Source organism: Acidobacteriota bacterium (assembly GCA_009838525.1).
Lineage (GTDB): Bacteria > Acidobacteriota > Vicinamibacteria > Vicinamibacterales > UBA8438 > VXRJ01.
This window is the reverse complement of the sequence record VXRJ01000018.1, coordinates 545,865-562,239: the sequence shown is the minus strand read 5'-3', so window position 1 is coordinate 562,239 and position 16,375 is coordinate 545,865. Positions and strand designations below refer to the sequence as shown.

The following is a 16,375-nucleotide window of genomic DNA, read 5'->3' as shown; positions in this document are numbered from 1 at the left end:
CTACCGGACGCCGCCCCCGAAAGTGATGCCAACGTAGATCTCCCGGCCGGGGGAAGGTTCGTAGTAGCGGCGGCCGAAGGCGTTCGTGATGGCGGACGAGTTGTAGCGCACGCCGAACAGGTTGTCGATTCCGACGAACGGACGGATCTCGACATCGCCCGCCTGCTGATCGAGACCGAAACGAAGGTCGACCACGGTGTGGGCCCAGTTTGACTGGCTCTCGTCGTTCGTCAGCGTGAACTCAGCGACGTGGCGAACCGTCATGCTGCCCCGAAGTCCGCCCGGAATCGCGTAGTCGATCCCGGCAAAGAAACGGTGCGGTGGCGTCCCCGGTTCCAGATTGCCACTGAAGTCGTGGCCACCGAGCAGGAACTCATCGAAGACGAAGTGCTGGCGAGTGTACGCCGCACGCGCACTGAAGACGGATACCGGCTGCCAGTTGATCGAGAACTCCAGGCCGGTGCGGTCCGTCTCGCCGGCGTTGGCGAAGAAGGTCCGATCGTCGGGCCGGTTGAACGGCACGAACGCATCAAGCACGCGGGCGCGGTAAACGGCGATGTCGTAGTGCAGACGGGCCGGCTCCACGAGGCCGCGGATACCAAATTCGACGCTCCGGAGCCGTTCCGGATCGAGCGCCTGGTTGAACCCGCCCTCACCGGTCGGCGTGTTGGATAGCTCGACGGTCGTCGGCGTTTCGTAGGCGGTGGAGACGTTGCCGTACAGGTTGAGATTCTCCGTCGCCGCCACCGTCAGGCCGACCGACGGGCTCGCCGCGCCCATCGTCCGTTCCCCCGACTGATCGCCGTCCGCCAACAGGCGGTCGATTGCACGGAAGCGGTAGTAGTCGTATCGGACGCCGGCCGTCAAGGTTACGCGCGCGTGCGGCGAAAGGCCGACCTGGGCAAAGGGACCGGCCGAAAGAACCTGTTCCTGCTGATCGAGCCGGAGCTCGGCACGGTGGGACGTGCTCCCGGGGGCGAACGGAGGCATGAATCCGAACTCCATCCGGTCGTCGTCCTGTGTGGCGACGTCGACGCCGGTGGTCCACGTGACCGCTCCGCTCTCCGATGCGCCGAGGTACTCGGAGCGGAGCCCGCGACCCTGGCGGCTCAGGTCGATCACCTGGCCGACGCCGCCTGCATCCAGCTTCCGATTGGATGCCCAGCCGGTCGCCCGAAAAACCTGCGTGCCGGCGAAGCGGTACTCCAGAGTGGCGCCGCCTTGCCCCTGCCTTGCGATCTCACCCCAGTTCTGCTCGGCCACGGTCGCGCTGCGATGCCCCGAACAGCCGAACCGGCCCATGCAGGGACGGGCCTGACGAGGATTGGCGTTGGCAGTCTCGGCCGCCGGCAGGCGCGGGTCGCCGGCCTGCGCGGCCGTCAGGAAACTGGCGCTCTCCGCGAACGGCGAATCGTAGTGATTAAAAACCCCCGTGAGGTGCCAACGGGCGCCCACCGCCTGGCGCACCACTACGTTCGTCTGGCGGATATCCGCCTCGCTGTGATCGCGCCAGCCGTCGGTCTGGAAGCGGGTGAAACTCCCCATGAAGCTCGTCCCGCTGTTGTTGTGTCCGTCGGCCCGCACCTGCTGGCGTTGGTAGCCGTTGCTCCCCCACTGAAGATCGGGCCGGATGGCGAACCGGCGGCTCGGATCGATTTCGGTGAACAGGCTGATCACGCCCCCGGCGGAGTTGCCGTACAGAACGGAACTGGGGCCCCGGATCACTTCGATGCGCCGCACCGATCCGAGGTCGACGTTGCCCGGTTCGGTCGTTCCGTCCGCCGTGGTAATCGGGATGCCATCCTGGATAATTGCGAGACCGCGCAGGCCGAACCGAGGCTGCGGCGCCCGGATGCTCAGGCCGACGCCCCCCGATAGTCCATAGTTGCGCCGGTTTTGCACGAACAGCCCCGGAATGCCGCGCAGCACCTCGTCGAGGGACGACCGGCGCTCCGTGAAGTTGATCTGTTCGTTCCCGACGACCGCTACTGCATTCGGCACGGTCGCCAGCGTCTGCGCCGAGCGGGTTACCTCCACCGTCTCGGCAATCGGTGCAATGCCCAGCGTGAGATCAAGCCTCGCAGCCGTAGACCCGACGGTAACCGTGGTCGACTCGCCCAGGAAGCCGGGCATCAGCACGGTTACGCCGTAGTCGCCCGCCGGAAGCCGTGAGATGCTGTAGATGCCCTGAGCGTCGGTCACGGCACTGCGCACCAGACCGGTTTGCTCGTGTTCCAGCGTCACTGTCGCGCCTGGCAGCACCCCACCCAGCTCGTCGACGACGGCGCCGATGATCGAGCCAGCGTCGTCCTGCGCCGAAGCCGCCGGAGCACCGGGCCCAAGCACCAGCGCCGCACTGAGCAGCGCGACGAAGGTGGCGGTGCCAGTTAGCGCCGGCCGGAACCGGCCGGCGTGAGAAGGAAGCGTCGCGAACATATCCCCTCCATACGCTTGTGTCACTCCCCGGTGACACCAGATCCAAAGGACGCGGACAACCCGAGCGGGCAGGGTCACCTACTGCTTTGCCGCGGTCCAGACGCCTGTGCCGTACCAGACAAAACTGCCCTCGTCGCCCTTCATCGTGGCGCCCTGCACCTCGCCGGAGAAGTTAATCGGCATATCGCCGTCGAGGTCCGGGACGATGAAGCCCCACTTGATCATTCCGCCTTCGAGCGAGCCGGCGAGAGGCAACGGCCCCTCGCCATCGTTCATGTCTATCTCGCCCTCGAGTGTCGTCCCTTCCTGGTCGAACGTCGCGGTCCAGACCTGTTCACCGGTCTGCGTGTCCAGGGTGATCTCCCAGATGCCGCTGATGTCCGACTGAGCAAGCCCCGCCGTCGACAGTCCGGCCACCAAGGTGGCAACCGCGAAGATTTCCGGAACAAGCTTGATCACAGACGTCTACCCCCGAGAAGCCCGGATTGGCCGCCGGTTCCGTAACGCCCCGTGCGACCGACCCTATTGTAGCGTCATTCCCAACGCCGCCCGCGGAGTAGAATGTGCCGGCAACCACTCGTGCGGCCGAGGGAGGAACGCCACATGACTGAGGCACAGGTCCATAACCGCTGGCTACCGCTCCTTGGGGGAGTGTTGATGAACCTCGCGCTGGGCGTCATCTATGCCTGGAGCGTTTTTGTGGCGCCGTTCGATGCCGACTTCGGCTGGACCCGCACCGAGGTCTCGGTGGTCTTCACCATCGCCATCCTTTCGGTCGGCTCGTGGTTTGTCGTCGCAGGGTTCCTCCAGGACCGCTTCGGACCGCGGCTGGTGGCAGCGTTCGGCGGCATCCTTTACGCTGTCGGTTTCTTTCTCGCCAGCCAGACCGAATCGCTCATATGGCTCTACGTGACTTTCGGGGCCATCGCGGGGGCGGGCAACGGCTTCGGCTACGCCATCCCGATTCCCGTCTGCTCGAAGTGGTTCCCCGACCGGCGCGGCCTTGCCGTCGGCCTCGTCGTAGGTGGTTACGGCGCGGGCTCCGGCATCTATGGTCCGCTCGCCCGCGAGTGGCTTATTCCAGCCTACGGCTGGCAGGGAACGATGCAGATCTCCGCCGTCATCTTTCTGGTCATGACGCTGGTGGCGGCCTATCTGCTGAAGAACCCGCCCGAGGGTTACCGGCCTCCCGCCGCGGCCCCGGCGGCGGGCGGCGCGCAGCCCGCGGCCGCTCCCGCGGCGGGGCGCGATTTCAGAACGGGAGAGATGGTCCGCACGCCGACCTTCTACTTCCTCTGGGTCGCCTACTGTCTCGGTGCTGCAGCCGGCCTGATGGTGATCAGCCAACTCGTTCCTGTCGGCGAAGCAGCGGGACTGGGCGCCGCGGCGGCGCTGGGCCTGACGATCGGCGCAATAGGCAACACCGGCGGCCGCGTGCTGTCGGGATGGATGTCGGATACCTTCGGCCGGCTGAACACGCTCCGGTTGATGGTCCTGCTGTCGGCGGCGGCGCTGCCGCTGTTCCCGCTCTTCGCGGGACAAGTGGTGCTTTTCTACCTGTTGCTCGTCCTGATCTACTACGGCTACGGGACGTTGCTATCGGTCTTTGCCTCCACGTGCGCGGACTTCTACGGCACGCGGAACATGGGGGTCAACTACGGCCTCCTCTTCTCCGCCTGGGGTGTTGCCGGCATCGTCGGACCGGTCATCGCGGGGCGCGTCTTCGACGCCACCGGCACCTACGAGTACGCGTTCTACCTCGCCGCCGGCCTGTCGGTGGTGGCGCTAGGCTCGCTGATGCTTGCAAGGCAGCCGGCCGCACCCGGGTCGGACCGGAGCGCCGCCTGAGCCCCGATGGGCAGCCTCATCACGCTCGTCGGCGAACTGGGCGACCGCCTGTGCCGGTTCACCCAGCGCTGGATTCCCGACTCGTGGGTCGTCTGCATGATCCTGACCGTCCTGGCGATCGTGCTGGCCATGGTGGGCGCGGGGGCGACCCTGAACGAGTCGGTACTGGCCTGGGGCGACGGAATGTGGGCGCTGCTCGAGTTGGCGATGCAGTTTTCCATCGCCATGATCGCGGCTCACGCCTGCGTCGCCTCCCGGCCGGTCTACCGCTTCCTCGATTGGCTGGCCGGCCTTCCAGACAGCGATCGGCCCATCCAGGCGATCGCCGTGATCGGCGCCTACTCACTGGTCACCGGCTACATGAACTGGGCCCTCAGCGTAGTGGCCTCGGCCCTCTTCGTCCCGTTTATCGCGCGTCGCAATCCGAAAGCCGACATCCGCCTGATCATCGCAGCGGGTTATCTCGGAATCTGCACGGTCTGGCACGGAGGCCTGTCGGGATCGGCGCCCCTCATCCTCGCCACGCCCGGGAATCCGCTGTTGGCGCCGGCCGCCGGCGAGCCGATCATCGACCGCGTGCTCCCGGTCACCGAAACCCTGTTCATCCCGTTCAATCTCATCTTCATTGCCATTCTCGGGGCGGTCGCCCTGGGGACGGTGATGCTGCTCCATCCGCGCCGGAACATCCAGACGTTGAGCTCCGAGCAGATCGACCAGATGATGCCGGCGCTTCCCGACGAACAGCCGCCCCAGAGCCCGGCGCACCGCATGGAGGCGTTTCGAGGCTGGATAGTCCTCGCCGCGATCCTGATCGGTTATCCCCTGGGCTATTCCATGGTCACCCGCGGTTTCGGGGCCACGTGGACCATCAACGCCTACAATGCGGTCTTCCTGGTGACGGCGCTGCTCCTTCAGGGCCGGCCGTCCAACATCGTCCGGGCGTTCGGAAACGGTGCACGCACTGCTTCCGGCGTCATCCTGCAGTTTCCGTTCTATGCGGGCATCTTCGGCGTCATCAACAACACCGGGCTGGGCGCCTGGCTGGGCGAACTCTTCGTTACCTTCGCCACCACGGAGACCTATCCGGCGGTGGTCTACTTCTACTCCGGTTTCGTGAACCTCTTCGTGCCGTCCGGCGGGTCCAAGTGGCTGATCGAAGCGCCCTATCTGCTGCCCGCGGCGAGGGAGCTGGGCGTATCCCCGACGACCACGGTGCTGGCCTACGCCTACGGCGATTCGATTACGAACTTCATCCAGCCGTTCTGGGCGATTCCCATCCTGACGGTCACGCGTCTCAAGTTCGGCGACGTTCTCGGCTATACCGGCATCGTCGCCATCGTCTGTACGATCATCAGCGTGATCGCGATGTTCCTGATCCCGCCCAACTTGTAGTGACGGTGCGGGCGCCGGGACTATAATTCGCGCAATCATGCGGCGCAGGTCATTGCCCGCAGCGGTCGGACTTCTGTCGATCGCGCTGATCGCGCTTCCCGTCCTGTCAGCCAGCGAGTGGCCCCGCTTCCGGGGCGCTGATGATGGCGTTGCTCCGGCTCATCCCGACCTGCCCGAGACCTGGAGTGAGACGGAGAACGTCCGGTGGCGAACCGATATTCCGGGCCTCGGCTGGAGCTCGCCGATCGTCTGGGGCGACCACGTCATCGTGACGACCGCAATCAGTGCCGGGGAAGAGCCGCAGCCGGTCAAGGGGCTCTACGACCCGGGCGACGAGCATGGCAAGCAGGACGCGGCGGCGGAGCACCGTTGGCTGGTTCTCGACATCGACCTCTCCACCGGCGCGGTGCGGTGGGAGCAGGAACTGCGGGCGGCCCTGCCTCCCATCAAGCGGCACCTCAAGTCGAGCTTCGCCTCCGAGACGCCAGTCACGGACGGTGAGCGCGTTTACGTCTACTTCGGCACCATCGGCCTGGTCGCGGCACTGGAACTGGAGACCGGCGAGATCGTGTGGACCCGGAATGTCGGCGCATTCAACGGGGGACAGGAGTTCGGCACTGCCGCATCGCCGGTGCTCCACGACGGCCGTCTCTACGTTGTCAACGACAACACGACCGAGTCGTTCCTGACCGCCTTCGATGCCGGGACCGGCGAACCAGTGTGGCGCGTCGTACGAGACGAGACCGAGAACTGGTCGACGCCCTTCGTGTGGGAGAACCGCCTGCGAACCGAGCTCGTGACAACGGGACGCGGCAGGGTACGGTCCTACGATCTCGACGGGAACGTGTTGTGGGAGCTGCAGGGGATGACCGTCAATGTCGCGCCGAGCCCCTTCGCCAGCAACGGGCTGGCTTACCTCAGCTCCGGCTATCCCGGCTCGGCCGTGCGACCCGTCTACGCGGTGCGGCCGGGCGGTTCGGGCGACATCTCGCTCGACCCGGACAACCCGACCGACCACCCCTACATTGCCTGGTTCCAGCCGATGCTCGGCACCTACGTCACGTCGGCGCTGGTCTACCAGGGTATCTACTACACGCTGCTCGACCGGGGGATGCTGCTGGCGCACGACGCCGCCACCGGCGCGGAGATCTACGGGCGGACACGGCTCCGCCCCGGCAGCGGGTTCACCGCCTCGCCCTGGGCATACAACGACCGGGTCTTCGTCCTGAGCGAGGATGGCGACACCTACGTCATCCGGGCGGGCCGCGAGTTCGAGATTCTCGCGGTGAACCGCCTCAATGAGATGGCGTTGGCGACCCCCGCCGTGGCAGGAGGTAACCTGATCATCCGGACTCAGCGAAGTCTCTACTGCCTCTCGAAAGGGGGCGGCGCGTGAGCGTGCGGCATCCCGTCCTCGCGTCTGCCGCAGCATTCGGCGCCGCCGTTCTCGTCACAACGCTGACGGCGGGTTCGGTGAAGGCCCAGTCGATGGGCTTCACGCCGGCTGCCACCATACCCGGACCAGTCGACCTGGTCCGGGCCGAAGGGACGTTCGCTTACTTGACGCGTGGCATGAAGCTGACGATCTTCGACCTCTCCGACCCGGCGGCGCCCGTGCGGCGCGGTGAACATGCCTTCCCGGAGGAGATTTGGGGGTTCCATGTCGCCGGCGCCCTCGCCTACGTGGCGGCGGGGCACTCCGGCCTCTGGATCCTGGACGTATCCGATCCGGACACCCCGCGCCCGCGCGGGTCTATCGCCACTCCCGGGCAGGCGAAGAACGTCGCGGTGTCGGGAGGGCACGCCGTAGTGGCGGATCACATGTCGGGCGTCGACATCATCGACATCTCCGACGTGGACGCGCCGGTCGAGGTCGGCTCTGTCTACACCGACGGCTACGCGCGTGACGTCGCCATGTTCGGATCGCGCGCCTATGCCGTCGACCATCCCGCCGGCTTCTACGTGCTCGACATGACGGCGCCCGATCCTCTGGAGGCGGTCGGGTCGCTGCAATCCGCGTCGGCGCCTCGTCACGTCGAGATCCTGGACGGTGCGCCTCACGTTGCGGTGCTCGTGGGCGGCGTCCCGTTCGACCCCCTCCGGGCGCTTCGTGACGATGCGCCGTCTGTCGACCCGCGCGGCACGCTGCAGATCTACGACGTTTCCGCCCCGTCGGCGCCCACGCTAATCACCACGTTTCGGACGCCGGGCGATGCGCACCGGGCCGAGCTTCGCGACCACCTCGCCTATGTGGCCGACGGGCCGGCCGGCCTCTCGGTGGTGGATCTGTCGACGCCGGAGGCTCCCCGAGTGGTTGGTTCGTACGCGACGCCGCGCACCGTGCGTGACGTCGCGGTCGGAGATGGGATTGTCCTTCTCATAGACGGGACCATCCACCGCAGGTCACACACCTACGAGGATGGTGACGTAGTCGTCCTCAGCCAGGTAGCGCAATGACGCGGCACGAGCGCACGGCGTCCGGACCGCGCCGGAAGGAGGTAGTGAAATGAGACGATGCACGGTTCTGTCCGCTCTCGTCCTCGTCGGACTGTTCCTGACCACCAGCACCTTCGAGGCGCGGCAGGAGAACTTCAACATCCTGATCCACGAGGTTGCCGACAACCTCTGGATGCTCGCCAACGACCCGGCCCAACAGGGAATGCGGTCCGGCGGCAACACCGCCGTCTACGTCCGTGACGACGGCGTGACCCTGGTCGACACGAAGATCGCCGGCTACGGGCCGGACATCATGGCGCGCGTGCGCGAGATCACCGACAAGCCGGTGACTACCATCATCAACACGCACACCCACTATGACCATACCGGCGCGAACAACGAGTTCCCGGATACGGTCGACTTCGTCGTGCACGAGAACACGCGCGCGCAGATGGCGCGACCGAGCTGCGAGCCGGTCACCAACTGCGAGGCGTTCCAGGGCGAGAATGCAAAGTACCTGCCGCAGACCACCTACAGCGACACGCACTCGCTGTTCAGCGGTGACGATCAGATCGACCTGTACTACTTTGGCCGGGGCCATACCGATGGCGACACGTTCGTCGTCTTCCGTGCCGCGCGCACGATCCACACCGGCGACATGTTCCAGCGGAAGGGCCTGCCCTTCATCGATGTCGCCAACGGCAACGGCAGCGCGGTCGAGTTCGGCTCCACCCTCGAGAAGGCGGTCGCCGGCATCAGCAACGTCGACCTCGTCATCTCCGGTCACAACGACACGCTGCTCGAGTGGGATGACTTCGTCAACTTCAGCGGCTTCTACAACGACATGGTCGACCAGACCGAGAATTCCCATGCCGCCGGCCGCTCCATCGACGAGGCGGTCGCCGCCTACAGCCTGCCAAGCCGGTACAGCGACTTTGATGCTCCGGCGAGCGGCCTACGCCGCGCCATCGAGTGGGTCTACGGCGAGCAATAGCTACCCGTCGAGGGTGGTCATGAGCACCCACATCGGGTTGTTGCCCACCTCGTAGGTTTCGAGGGGGGTCAGGACGCCGGTCTCCTCGACCCGGTAAGCGGTTAGGCGGCCGGTCTGCTGGCCGGTCGCGAAGAGATACTGGTCGCCGGGATCGAGCCCGAAGGCGCGGGGGACGGGATCCGTACTTGCCCGGTCCACGAAGGTGAGGTGGCCCGAGGACGGATCGACACGGAAACTCGCGACACTGTTATGGCCGCGGTTGGGCGCAAAAAGGAATCGCCCCGACGCGGAAACGCGAATCTGCGAGCAGGTGTTCGCGCCGGTGTAGTCAGCCGGCAGGGTCGGAATCGTCTGAACCGGCTCGAGCGTGCCGGTGGGGCTGATCGAATAGGCAGTGACGCTGCTCCCCTGTTCGTCGGAGAAATAGACGACGTCGAGCGTCGGGTGGAAGGCCAGCGCGCGCGGCCCAAGATACTCCGCCGGGTCATGCCGTGGCGGATCGTTGGGCGTCAGTTGACCGCTCCGCTCGTCGAACCGGAACTGGAAGATTGCGTTGGGTCCGCGGTTTGCGATGTGCGGAACGTAGGCGAAGCTATTCGACCGGTCGGTCAGGATCGCGTGGGCGCCATGCGACGTGTAGCGCCACTCTACCGGCGGGAACGTGACGGCGCCGTCGTCGCCGACACGGTGGACCGCCGCCGTGCTCTGGTAGTAGTAGGCCGACAGCACGAAGCGTCCGGTCCGATCTGTCGCGACGTAGACTGGCTCGCCCTGAAGCGGCGCGGTGCCAATCAGCGAGAGGCTGCCGGTCCGCTGATCGACGCGGTAGCTCGAAACGGCTTGGGCGCCCCGGCGCCCGACATGCAACACCTGGCGGTCTGGCGAGAGAGCCAGCGGTGCTGGACCGCCCTCCACCGCGACATCCTCCTGATGGTGGAGGCCGCCGGACGCATCCATGGTGTAGATGGCGATCCGATCGTCATCCTGGAGCGCGACGTACATGTGGCGTCGGGTCTGCATGGCGATCCTCCCTCCTGCGGTCTACGTGCCGGTTTGGAAACCGGCGCACCGGACCGGCGCACCAGACCGGCGTACCGAAACGGCGCGCTCCGGGTTACAGCTCCCGGATTCGAACGTTGCGGAATCGGACGACGCCCGCGCCGTACTGCAGGGCGATCGGGCCCTCGGCGAACTGGGTGTCTTCGACGTCGACCATCTCTTCGCCGTTGAGGGTCACCTGCAGGCGGGTGCCGCGGGCCGTAATCTCGTAGGTATTCCATTGACCGCCCGCGTTGATGACGCTGGCGGGCGCCGCGATGTGGACGATGCCGCCTGTCCGGTAGGTCTGATCCGCCCGAGTGTCGTAGATGTTGACCTCGTACGAGTTCCGGTCGGTGACCGTCGTCGGATCGGCGCAACGGATGAAGATCCCGCTGTTGGCCGGCTCGTCCACCCAGAACTCGAGCGTCAATTCAAAGTCGGCGTAGGACTCCTTCGTCACCAGAAAGCCGCTGCCGCTGTTGGCCTGCACGGCGCCGTCGGCCAACTCCCAGTTGGCATCGCCGATTGGATTGAAGTTGTCCAGATTGGAGCCGTCGAAGAGCGTGGTGAAGCCGCCCTGGGCCGTAACCGCGGGCGCAGACTGGAACGCCAGTCCGGCGACCGCGATCAACGCAAAGGCTGCGAAGCTCGTGCGCAACAGTGACCGGTTCATTTTCATCCTCCTTGCGTGCCCGCTTCGGGCTTGTGGTGACGCGAAGTATACCGCCCGTGTCCCCCGACTTGACGACTAACGTGGACTATTCCAGCAACTCCAGCAGAGCGTCCACCACCGCGTCGGGACGTTGCGGCGCAAGATCATGGCCGGCTCCCTCGACGATGCGGCGGGCGACAAGGTTCGTAAAGCGGCGCTGATCGCCGGTCGGATCCTCCGATGGCCGGCCGAAGCCGCTGTCGGCCCCGCGCAGCACGATCGCCGGCACGGTGATTGGCGGACGTTCGGCGAGCCGCCGCTCGACATCGAGAAAGCGCTCCTCGCCAGGGGCGTAGCCGTGGCGGTGCCGGTAGGAATGGATGACCACCTCGACGAAGTCGGGATTGTCGAACGACGGCGCCGAACGTTCCCACACGTCGTCGGTGTACTCCCACTGGGGAGCCCACGTCTCCCAGAGGTGGCGGCAGATGGCATGGCGGTTCGCCTCCAGGCCGGCCCGGCCGCGCTCCGTGTTGAAGTACCACTGGTACCAGAGGCGCGCCTCCACCAGCGCGGAGGGAGAAGGCACTGACGTCGAAACCGTGTCCTGCACCGAGTATCCACCGATCGCCACCTGGGCGCGTACGCGCCCGGGATGGAGAATCGACGTAATGCAGGCGGCGCGGTTTCCCCAGTCGAACCCGGCCGTCGCAACCCGCTCCAGTCCCAGCGCGTCGACGAAGTCGACCAAGTCCTGCGCTATCGCCGCCTGTTCCGCCATACGCGGCGCGTCGGGATCGCGAAACCGGGTGGTGCCGTAGCCGCGGAGATAGGGCGCGAGAACACGGTAGCCCGCCTCCGCGAGGGGCGGCGCCACCCCATCCCAGGCGCGAATGTCGTAGGGGAACCCGTGGAGCAGCACGACCGGAAAACCGCCCGGGCTCCCGCTTTCCTCGTAGCCGACCGTGAGGACCGGGGTGTCGACGCTGCGAAGCGTCGGTGTGGTGGATCGGCCCTGCGCCTCTACCCCCGCCCGTGGCGCGCGGCTTGCCAGGGCCGCGGCGGCGCCCGCCACGCCTGCGCGCCTAAGGAACTCGCGGCGGGTAGGTTCCGGCTTCACCATCGGCCACCTCCATGGCTGCCCCGCTTCTACATCTCGCCTAGGGCTCGCTCACCCGGAAGACGTAGAGTGCGTTGTGGCCCTCCGGACTCACAAGCTCAGGGGTCAGAAACGTAGGGATACGCCAGGGGCTGCCGCCGCCGCGGGCGGTCGCCACCGCCACGTACTGGACACCGTCCGCCTCGTAGCTGATCGGGAACCCCATGACCGCCGTGCCCAGCCGGCTCTTCCAGAGCACTTCGCCGGTGCGGACGTCGTAGGCGCGGATCCAACGATCGAAGTCGCCCGCGAAAACGAGGCCTCCGGCGGTGGTGAGCGCGCCGGTGAGGAACGCGGCCGGCTGCTCGACGCTCCACACTTCGTCGAGGGTGCGGACGTCGTAGGCGGCGAGTTTGCCGAACAGCCCCTCCTTGCCGGGCATGGGACGCCAGGCCCGGATGCCGGCGGAGCCCCCCGACCCAATCTCGAGCACCGCCTCGCGGCCGGCGATCTCCATGCAGCTCTGGCTGAGCGGCAGGACCAGCAAGGCGGTCTCGGAATGATAGGCGCCCGCCTGCCAATTGTGACCGCCCGCCGTCGATGGACAGACCGACATCCAGTCGCCGATCTGCGCATTACGAATGTCCTCCCGGTAGACGACCCGGCCGGTTTCACGGTCGACCGTCTCGAAGACGTTCTGGTAGACAGTCTCGGTCAAGCCGAGGAACCGGCCCGTTCGGGCATCGAGCTTCCAGAGGATGCCGTTCTTGCCCGCGCTCAGGACGACGCGCTCGCCGTCGAGGTCGACGACGATCCGCTCGAAGGACTCGTCCATGTCGAGCGTCTCGCCCGGCACGTGGGTGAAGTACCAGACGATCTCGCCGGTGTCGATGTCCAGCGCCAACGTCGAGTTGGCGTAAAGCGTCTCGTGCTCCGTCGTGAGTCCCCGGCTCGCCGCTACCCACGGCTTGGCCTGGGCCGTTCCCCAGAAGCTCAGGCCAAGCTCGGCGTCCCAGCTCCCCGGAATCCAGACATCGGCGCCCCCGCGAAACTCGATCGGGAGGTCACCCCACGAGTCGCCCCCGGGTTCGCCGGGACGCGCGACCGTAAACGTCCGCCACAGCTCTTCCCCGGTGCGCGCGTCGTGTGCCGTGATGAAGCAACTCTCCGGGTGGAATCGGCCGCACCCGCTTATGCCGTTGATGACCTTACCGTCGATCACGATAGGCCCCGACGTGTTTCCGAAGCCGAGCTCGGCGTCGGCCACCTCGGTTTCCCACCGTACGACGCCGCTACGGGCGTCGAGCGCGACCAGGTGGGCGTCACTCGTGGCGACGAAGATCAGGTCCTCCCAGACCGCAAGGGTCCGGAGGTGCCCGCCGCGCCGGCCTTCTGGAAACGTGCGGCGATACTCCCAAAGCGGCGTCCCGTCGATGCCGTCTAGCGCCTGGACGACGTTGCCGGGGTTGCTCAGGAAGAGAACGCCGTCCCTGACCAGCGGCGCCTGCTGGCTCCGCCCCTGCTCCATGCCCCACGACCACGCAAGCTGAAGGCGGTGGACGTTGCCGGTGTCGACCTGATCCAGCGGGCTGTAGCCCCAGGAGCCAGGGTTGCCGCGCCAATGGAGCCAGTCCCCCTCGGGTGGATCGGCCAGATCGGCATCCCGGACCGGCATGAATCGCTCCGCGGGTCGATAGGTCCGGGTGACGCCCGTCGGGGTTTCGCTCACGTCGCCTACGACCTCCGGTGGCCGGTCGATTGAATCCGGTGAGGGTCCGGTTCCGAGACGCCCCGGTACCGGCGGGAGGATGTCCTCGGCACGGGCCGTCGCGCCGCGACCATCCGGTCGGACCAGGCCGGCGGAAGCCACGGTCAGCCGCGCGTCCGACGCGGCGATCCCGTTCTCACGGAGGATGAATGCGACGATCGCGGAACGCTGCTCGTCGCTGAGCGAGCCGGGTGACTGCACCGGCATCGTCTCGTCGATGATCGTGAGCAGGTCGGTGACGGTTCGGTTGCCCCAGATGTTGCGGAAATTGGGACCGGCCAGTTCGGGAGCCTCGAACTGACCGCGCAGGTCGACCAGGTGACACGAGGCGCACTGCTGGAGATAGAGCGCTTCACCGGTTTGCGCCTGGTCGGCGGTGTAGGACGCCTGATCGTCGCCGGGCGCCTGCCCAAAGGCGGCCTGTGCCACCATGCCAACCGCGCCGGCCAGCGTCAGCGCCGCCATCGCGGTGGCGAGCGTGATCCAGCCGCGCATCATCGGGCACCCGCCGTCACGGTGACCGGCACGTAGCCGTTGGTCCAACAGCAGTGGAACTCGAAGTCTTCCACCGGATCGTCGATTCCCTGCACCCGGAGCAGATAGTCGCCAGGCTGATCGAACGTAGCCGTGACCGTTGCGCTGCCCTCCGCCGGCTCGACCCAGAGTTCGGGGGCGGTGATGGTCACGTCGCCCGGCCCCTGGTGTTTGGTCCAGCCCAGCCAGCTACGCTCGCCTCCGTGCTCCGCCCAGACCGTGAGTTCGAGCGGCTCCCCCACCGCGACCGTTCGTCCTACCGCCGTCCGTCCCGAACGTCCCCGGAAACCCGGTCCGTTCTCCTCGAAGCGCAGCGTTGGGGCCGATTCCGCCCGGCCGTCGGAATCAGGCTCGTCGAGCACGTAGTCGGGATGCAGGTGGCCGGGTGTGGAGGCGCGCGCCGTACCCCGCTCGATCGTCCAGACGACTTCCTGCCGCCGGCCGAACCCGCTCGGTACCGTCACCGTGAAAACGCAGTAGTACCGCCGATACGGTGTCTCGGGAACGGGATCGAAATGGGTCGGCTGCCCGCCGTTGAACTCCGCCGGATCGACGACATTGGCGGACCCTATCGGGATGTCCACCGCCTCTTCGGTGTTGAGGCTGTAGTAGCCAAAGCAGATGTCGGACGAGCCGTCCACGTTCCGGTACCACCCGTCGAAGATCGGGATGATGCCCTGCCCGCGCGGACGTAGCGTCTGTTCGTCGAACGTCCGGTTCTCAAGGGGGATGACCTGCCCGGCCGCGGGTTCCGCGCTCGCCATGAGCAGGCCGAGGATCCCGAGGCCGATCAGGCTTCGCCAGCCGCGCATCTTAGTCGCGTTCGGCCAGCAGCATGCCGTACTGCTCTTCATCCAGATACGAAATGCCAACCCACATATGCGACATCTCGTCTACGCCGCGCCGCCCGAAGACGACCCATTGGTTTGGGTCGGGGTTGATCTCGTTGGCCGCCGTGTTATCGAAGACCGACGTGAACAGGAGCGTCGTGCCCCGCGGCAGTAGTGGCTGTGCCCCTTCCTCGATCAGGTAGGTGATTTGCCAGTTGTGGCGGTAGTTGTCGATCTTGCCGAGCATCTCCCGTCGGCCGTCCGGGTAAAGCGCCTCGAGCGACATCTCCTTGCCGCGGGTGTGCATGTGCGGGCGGAAGCTCTGGATCAGCGCGGGGCGGTCGAGCACGTGGACTCCCTGGATCACCCTGTAGCTGTTGGGAGGTATCAGGATGTCGCCGCCGCGGGGCATGCCGCCCATCCGGTCCACCCGGAACAGCACCTCGCCCGCCGTTGCGATCCGCGGCGTCACGCCTTCGGGATGGAACCAAAGGCCGACCTCCACGACGTCATCGGGAACAGCCTCCGTCGTGGCAAACGGCGCATAGTGCAGGTTCCACCTCACGTCCGCCTTGCCCGCCGGGAGGAGCATGCCGGTGTCCTCCGGGAAGACCTCGTAGCGCTTGCCAACCCCGTAATGGGCTATCGCGACGCCGCGCTCGCTATCGGCCGTCTGGTAGTAGGCGTGGCCATGGTGAACGACTTTCATGCCGCCGGGGTACGACGGCTTGAACTCGTAAGCCTGGATCCAGCGGGGCTCGTCGATCCCCTCGACCTGCACCGTCGGCTCCCACCACTGGTCCTGGCCGTTGGCCTCGACGTCATAGGGCGTGGACCGGACGATGAGATCCGGTGGACGCTTCAGTTCCGCCTCGAGCTGCCACGATCCCCCCTCCGGGAAATCTGGCACCGCCGGCAACTCGCCCTGGCCGCGAGGCGCGCCGACGTCCACCCATCGCACGATCGTGTCGATCTGATCGTCGCTCAGGGAGATGTCGTTCTTGTACGCCTGCACGCCGACGTTCGCGTCGATGTGCCAGGGCGGCATGAGGCGCTCCTGAACGCGGAACTTGATCCGGTCGGAGTAGCGCTTCGCCATCTCGTAGTCGAGCAGAGACATCGGAGCGAACGAGCCGGGCCGATGGCATTCGACGCAGTGCGTCCACATGATGGGCGCCACATCCTTGGTGAACGTGACGTCCTGGGCCTCGGCCGGCGCGACGGTGAACGTGGCCGCAGCGAAAAGGAGCGCCGCGAGCCAGACCTGCCTACCGGTGCGCTGAATCGTCCATCGCGCCATGGTCTTCCTCCATCCGTTTCGTCTCCCCGGACACTACCACACGCG

The 16,375-nt window shown here is 66.6% G+C and carries 13 protein-coding genes; 5 read left to right on the top strand and 8 right to left on the bottom strand.

From position 1 onward, the window contains the following. Both F4Y45_08375 and F4Y45_08370 read right to left on the bottom strand, forming a co-directional pair. Complete coding sequence (locus F4Y45_08375; protein MXY24523.1) at positions 1–2,436, bottom strand: TonB-dependent receptor; 2,436 nt, start codon at positions 2,434–2,436, stop codon at positions 1–3. Between the two features lie 78 nt (positions 2,437–2,514). Then, positions 2,515–2,895, bottom strand: coding sequence for a hypothetical protein (locus tag F4Y45_08370; protein ID MXY24522.1), 381 nt, complete (start codon positions 2,893–2,895; stop codon positions 2,515–2,517). A gap of 102 nt (positions 2,896–2,997) precedes the next feature. On the opposite strand from F4Y45_08370, the gene F4Y45_08365 reads away from it, so the two are divergent. From F4Y45_08365 to F4Y45_08345, 5 genes are read left to right on the top strand one after another with little or no spacing between them, the layout of a single operon-like run. After that, a complete protein-coding gene (locus F4Y45_08365) occupies positions 2,998–4,284 on the top strand; it encodes an OFA family MFS transporter (protein ID MXY24521.1) in 1,287 nt (428 codons plus the stop codon). A 6-nt stretch (positions 4,285–4,290) separates the two neighbouring features. Beyond that, complete coding sequence (locus F4Y45_08360) at positions 4,291–5,676, top strand: short-chain fatty acid transporter (protein ID MXY24520.1); 1,386 nt, start codon at positions 4,291–4,293, stop codon at positions 5,674–5,676. 37 nt (positions 5,677–5,713) lie between these two features. Beyond that, on the top strand, positions 5,714–7,072 hold the full coding sequence (locus tag F4Y45_08355; GenBank protein ID MXY24519.1) for a PQQ-binding-like beta-propeller repeat protein: 1,359 nt from the start codon (positions 5,714–5,716) through the stop codon (positions 7,070–7,072). After that, the gene (locus F4Y45_08350; protein MXY24518.1) at positions 7,069–8,133 is read left to right on the top strand and encodes a hypothetical protein; all 1,065 of its coding nucleotides are present in this window, start codon (positions 7,069–7,071) and stop codon (positions 8,131–8,133) included. The genes F4Y45_08355 and F4Y45_08350 overlap by 4 nt, the downstream gene beginning before the upstream one ends. Before the next feature lie 49 nt (positions 8,134–8,182). Beyond that, positions 8,183–9,106 (top strand): MBL fold metallo-hydrolase, encoded by a 924-nt coding sequence (locus tag F4Y45_08345; GenBank protein MXY24517.1) that lies wholly within the window; start codon positions 8,183–8,185, stop codon positions 9,104–9,106. On the opposite strand, the gene F4Y45_08340 is transcribed toward F4Y45_08345, so the two are convergent. The 6 genes from F4Y45_08340 to F4Y45_08315 form a co-directional block, all read right to left on the bottom strand. Beyond that, the gene (locus F4Y45_08340) at positions 9,107–10,126 is read right to left on the bottom strand and encodes a lactonase family protein (GenBank protein MXY24516.1); all 1,020 of its coding nucleotides are present in this window, start codon (positions 10,124–10,126) and stop codon (positions 9,107–9,109) included. It abuts the gene before it with no gap. A gap of 94 nt (positions 10,127–10,220) precedes the next feature. Beyond that, a complete protein-coding gene (locus tag F4Y45_08335) occupies positions 10,221–10,820 on the bottom strand; it encodes a DUF1080 domain-containing protein (protein ID MXY24515.1) in 600 nt (199 codons plus the stop codon). An 85-nt stretch (positions 10,821–10,905) separates the two neighbouring features. Next, complete coding sequence (locus tag F4Y45_08330; GenBank protein ID MXY24514.1) at positions 10,906–11,922, bottom strand: alpha/beta hydrolase; 1,017 nt, start codon at positions 11,920–11,922, stop codon at positions 10,906–10,908. Positions 11,923–11,959: 37 nt separating this feature from the next. Continuing rightward, positions 11,960–14,164, bottom strand: a complete 2,205-nt coding sequence (locus F4Y45_08325; GenBank protein ID MXY24513.1) for a PQQ-binding-like beta-propeller repeat protein — start codon at positions 14,162–14,164, stop codon at positions 11,960–11,962. Further along, the gene (locus tag F4Y45_08320) at positions 14,161–15,012 is read right to left on the bottom strand and encodes a hypothetical protein (GenBank protein MXY24512.1); all 852 of its coding nucleotides are present in this window, start codon (positions 15,010–15,012) and stop codon (positions 14,161–14,163) included. Before F4Y45_08320 ends, F4Y45_08325 begins: the two co-directional genes overlap by 4 nt. Before the next feature lies 1 nt (position 15,013). Beyond that, complete coding sequence (locus F4Y45_08315; GenBank protein MXY24511.1) at positions 15,014–16,330, bottom strand: hypothetical protein; 1,317 nt, start codon at positions 16,328–16,330, stop codon at positions 15,014–15,016. Positions 16,331–16,375: the final 45 nt, after the last annotated feature.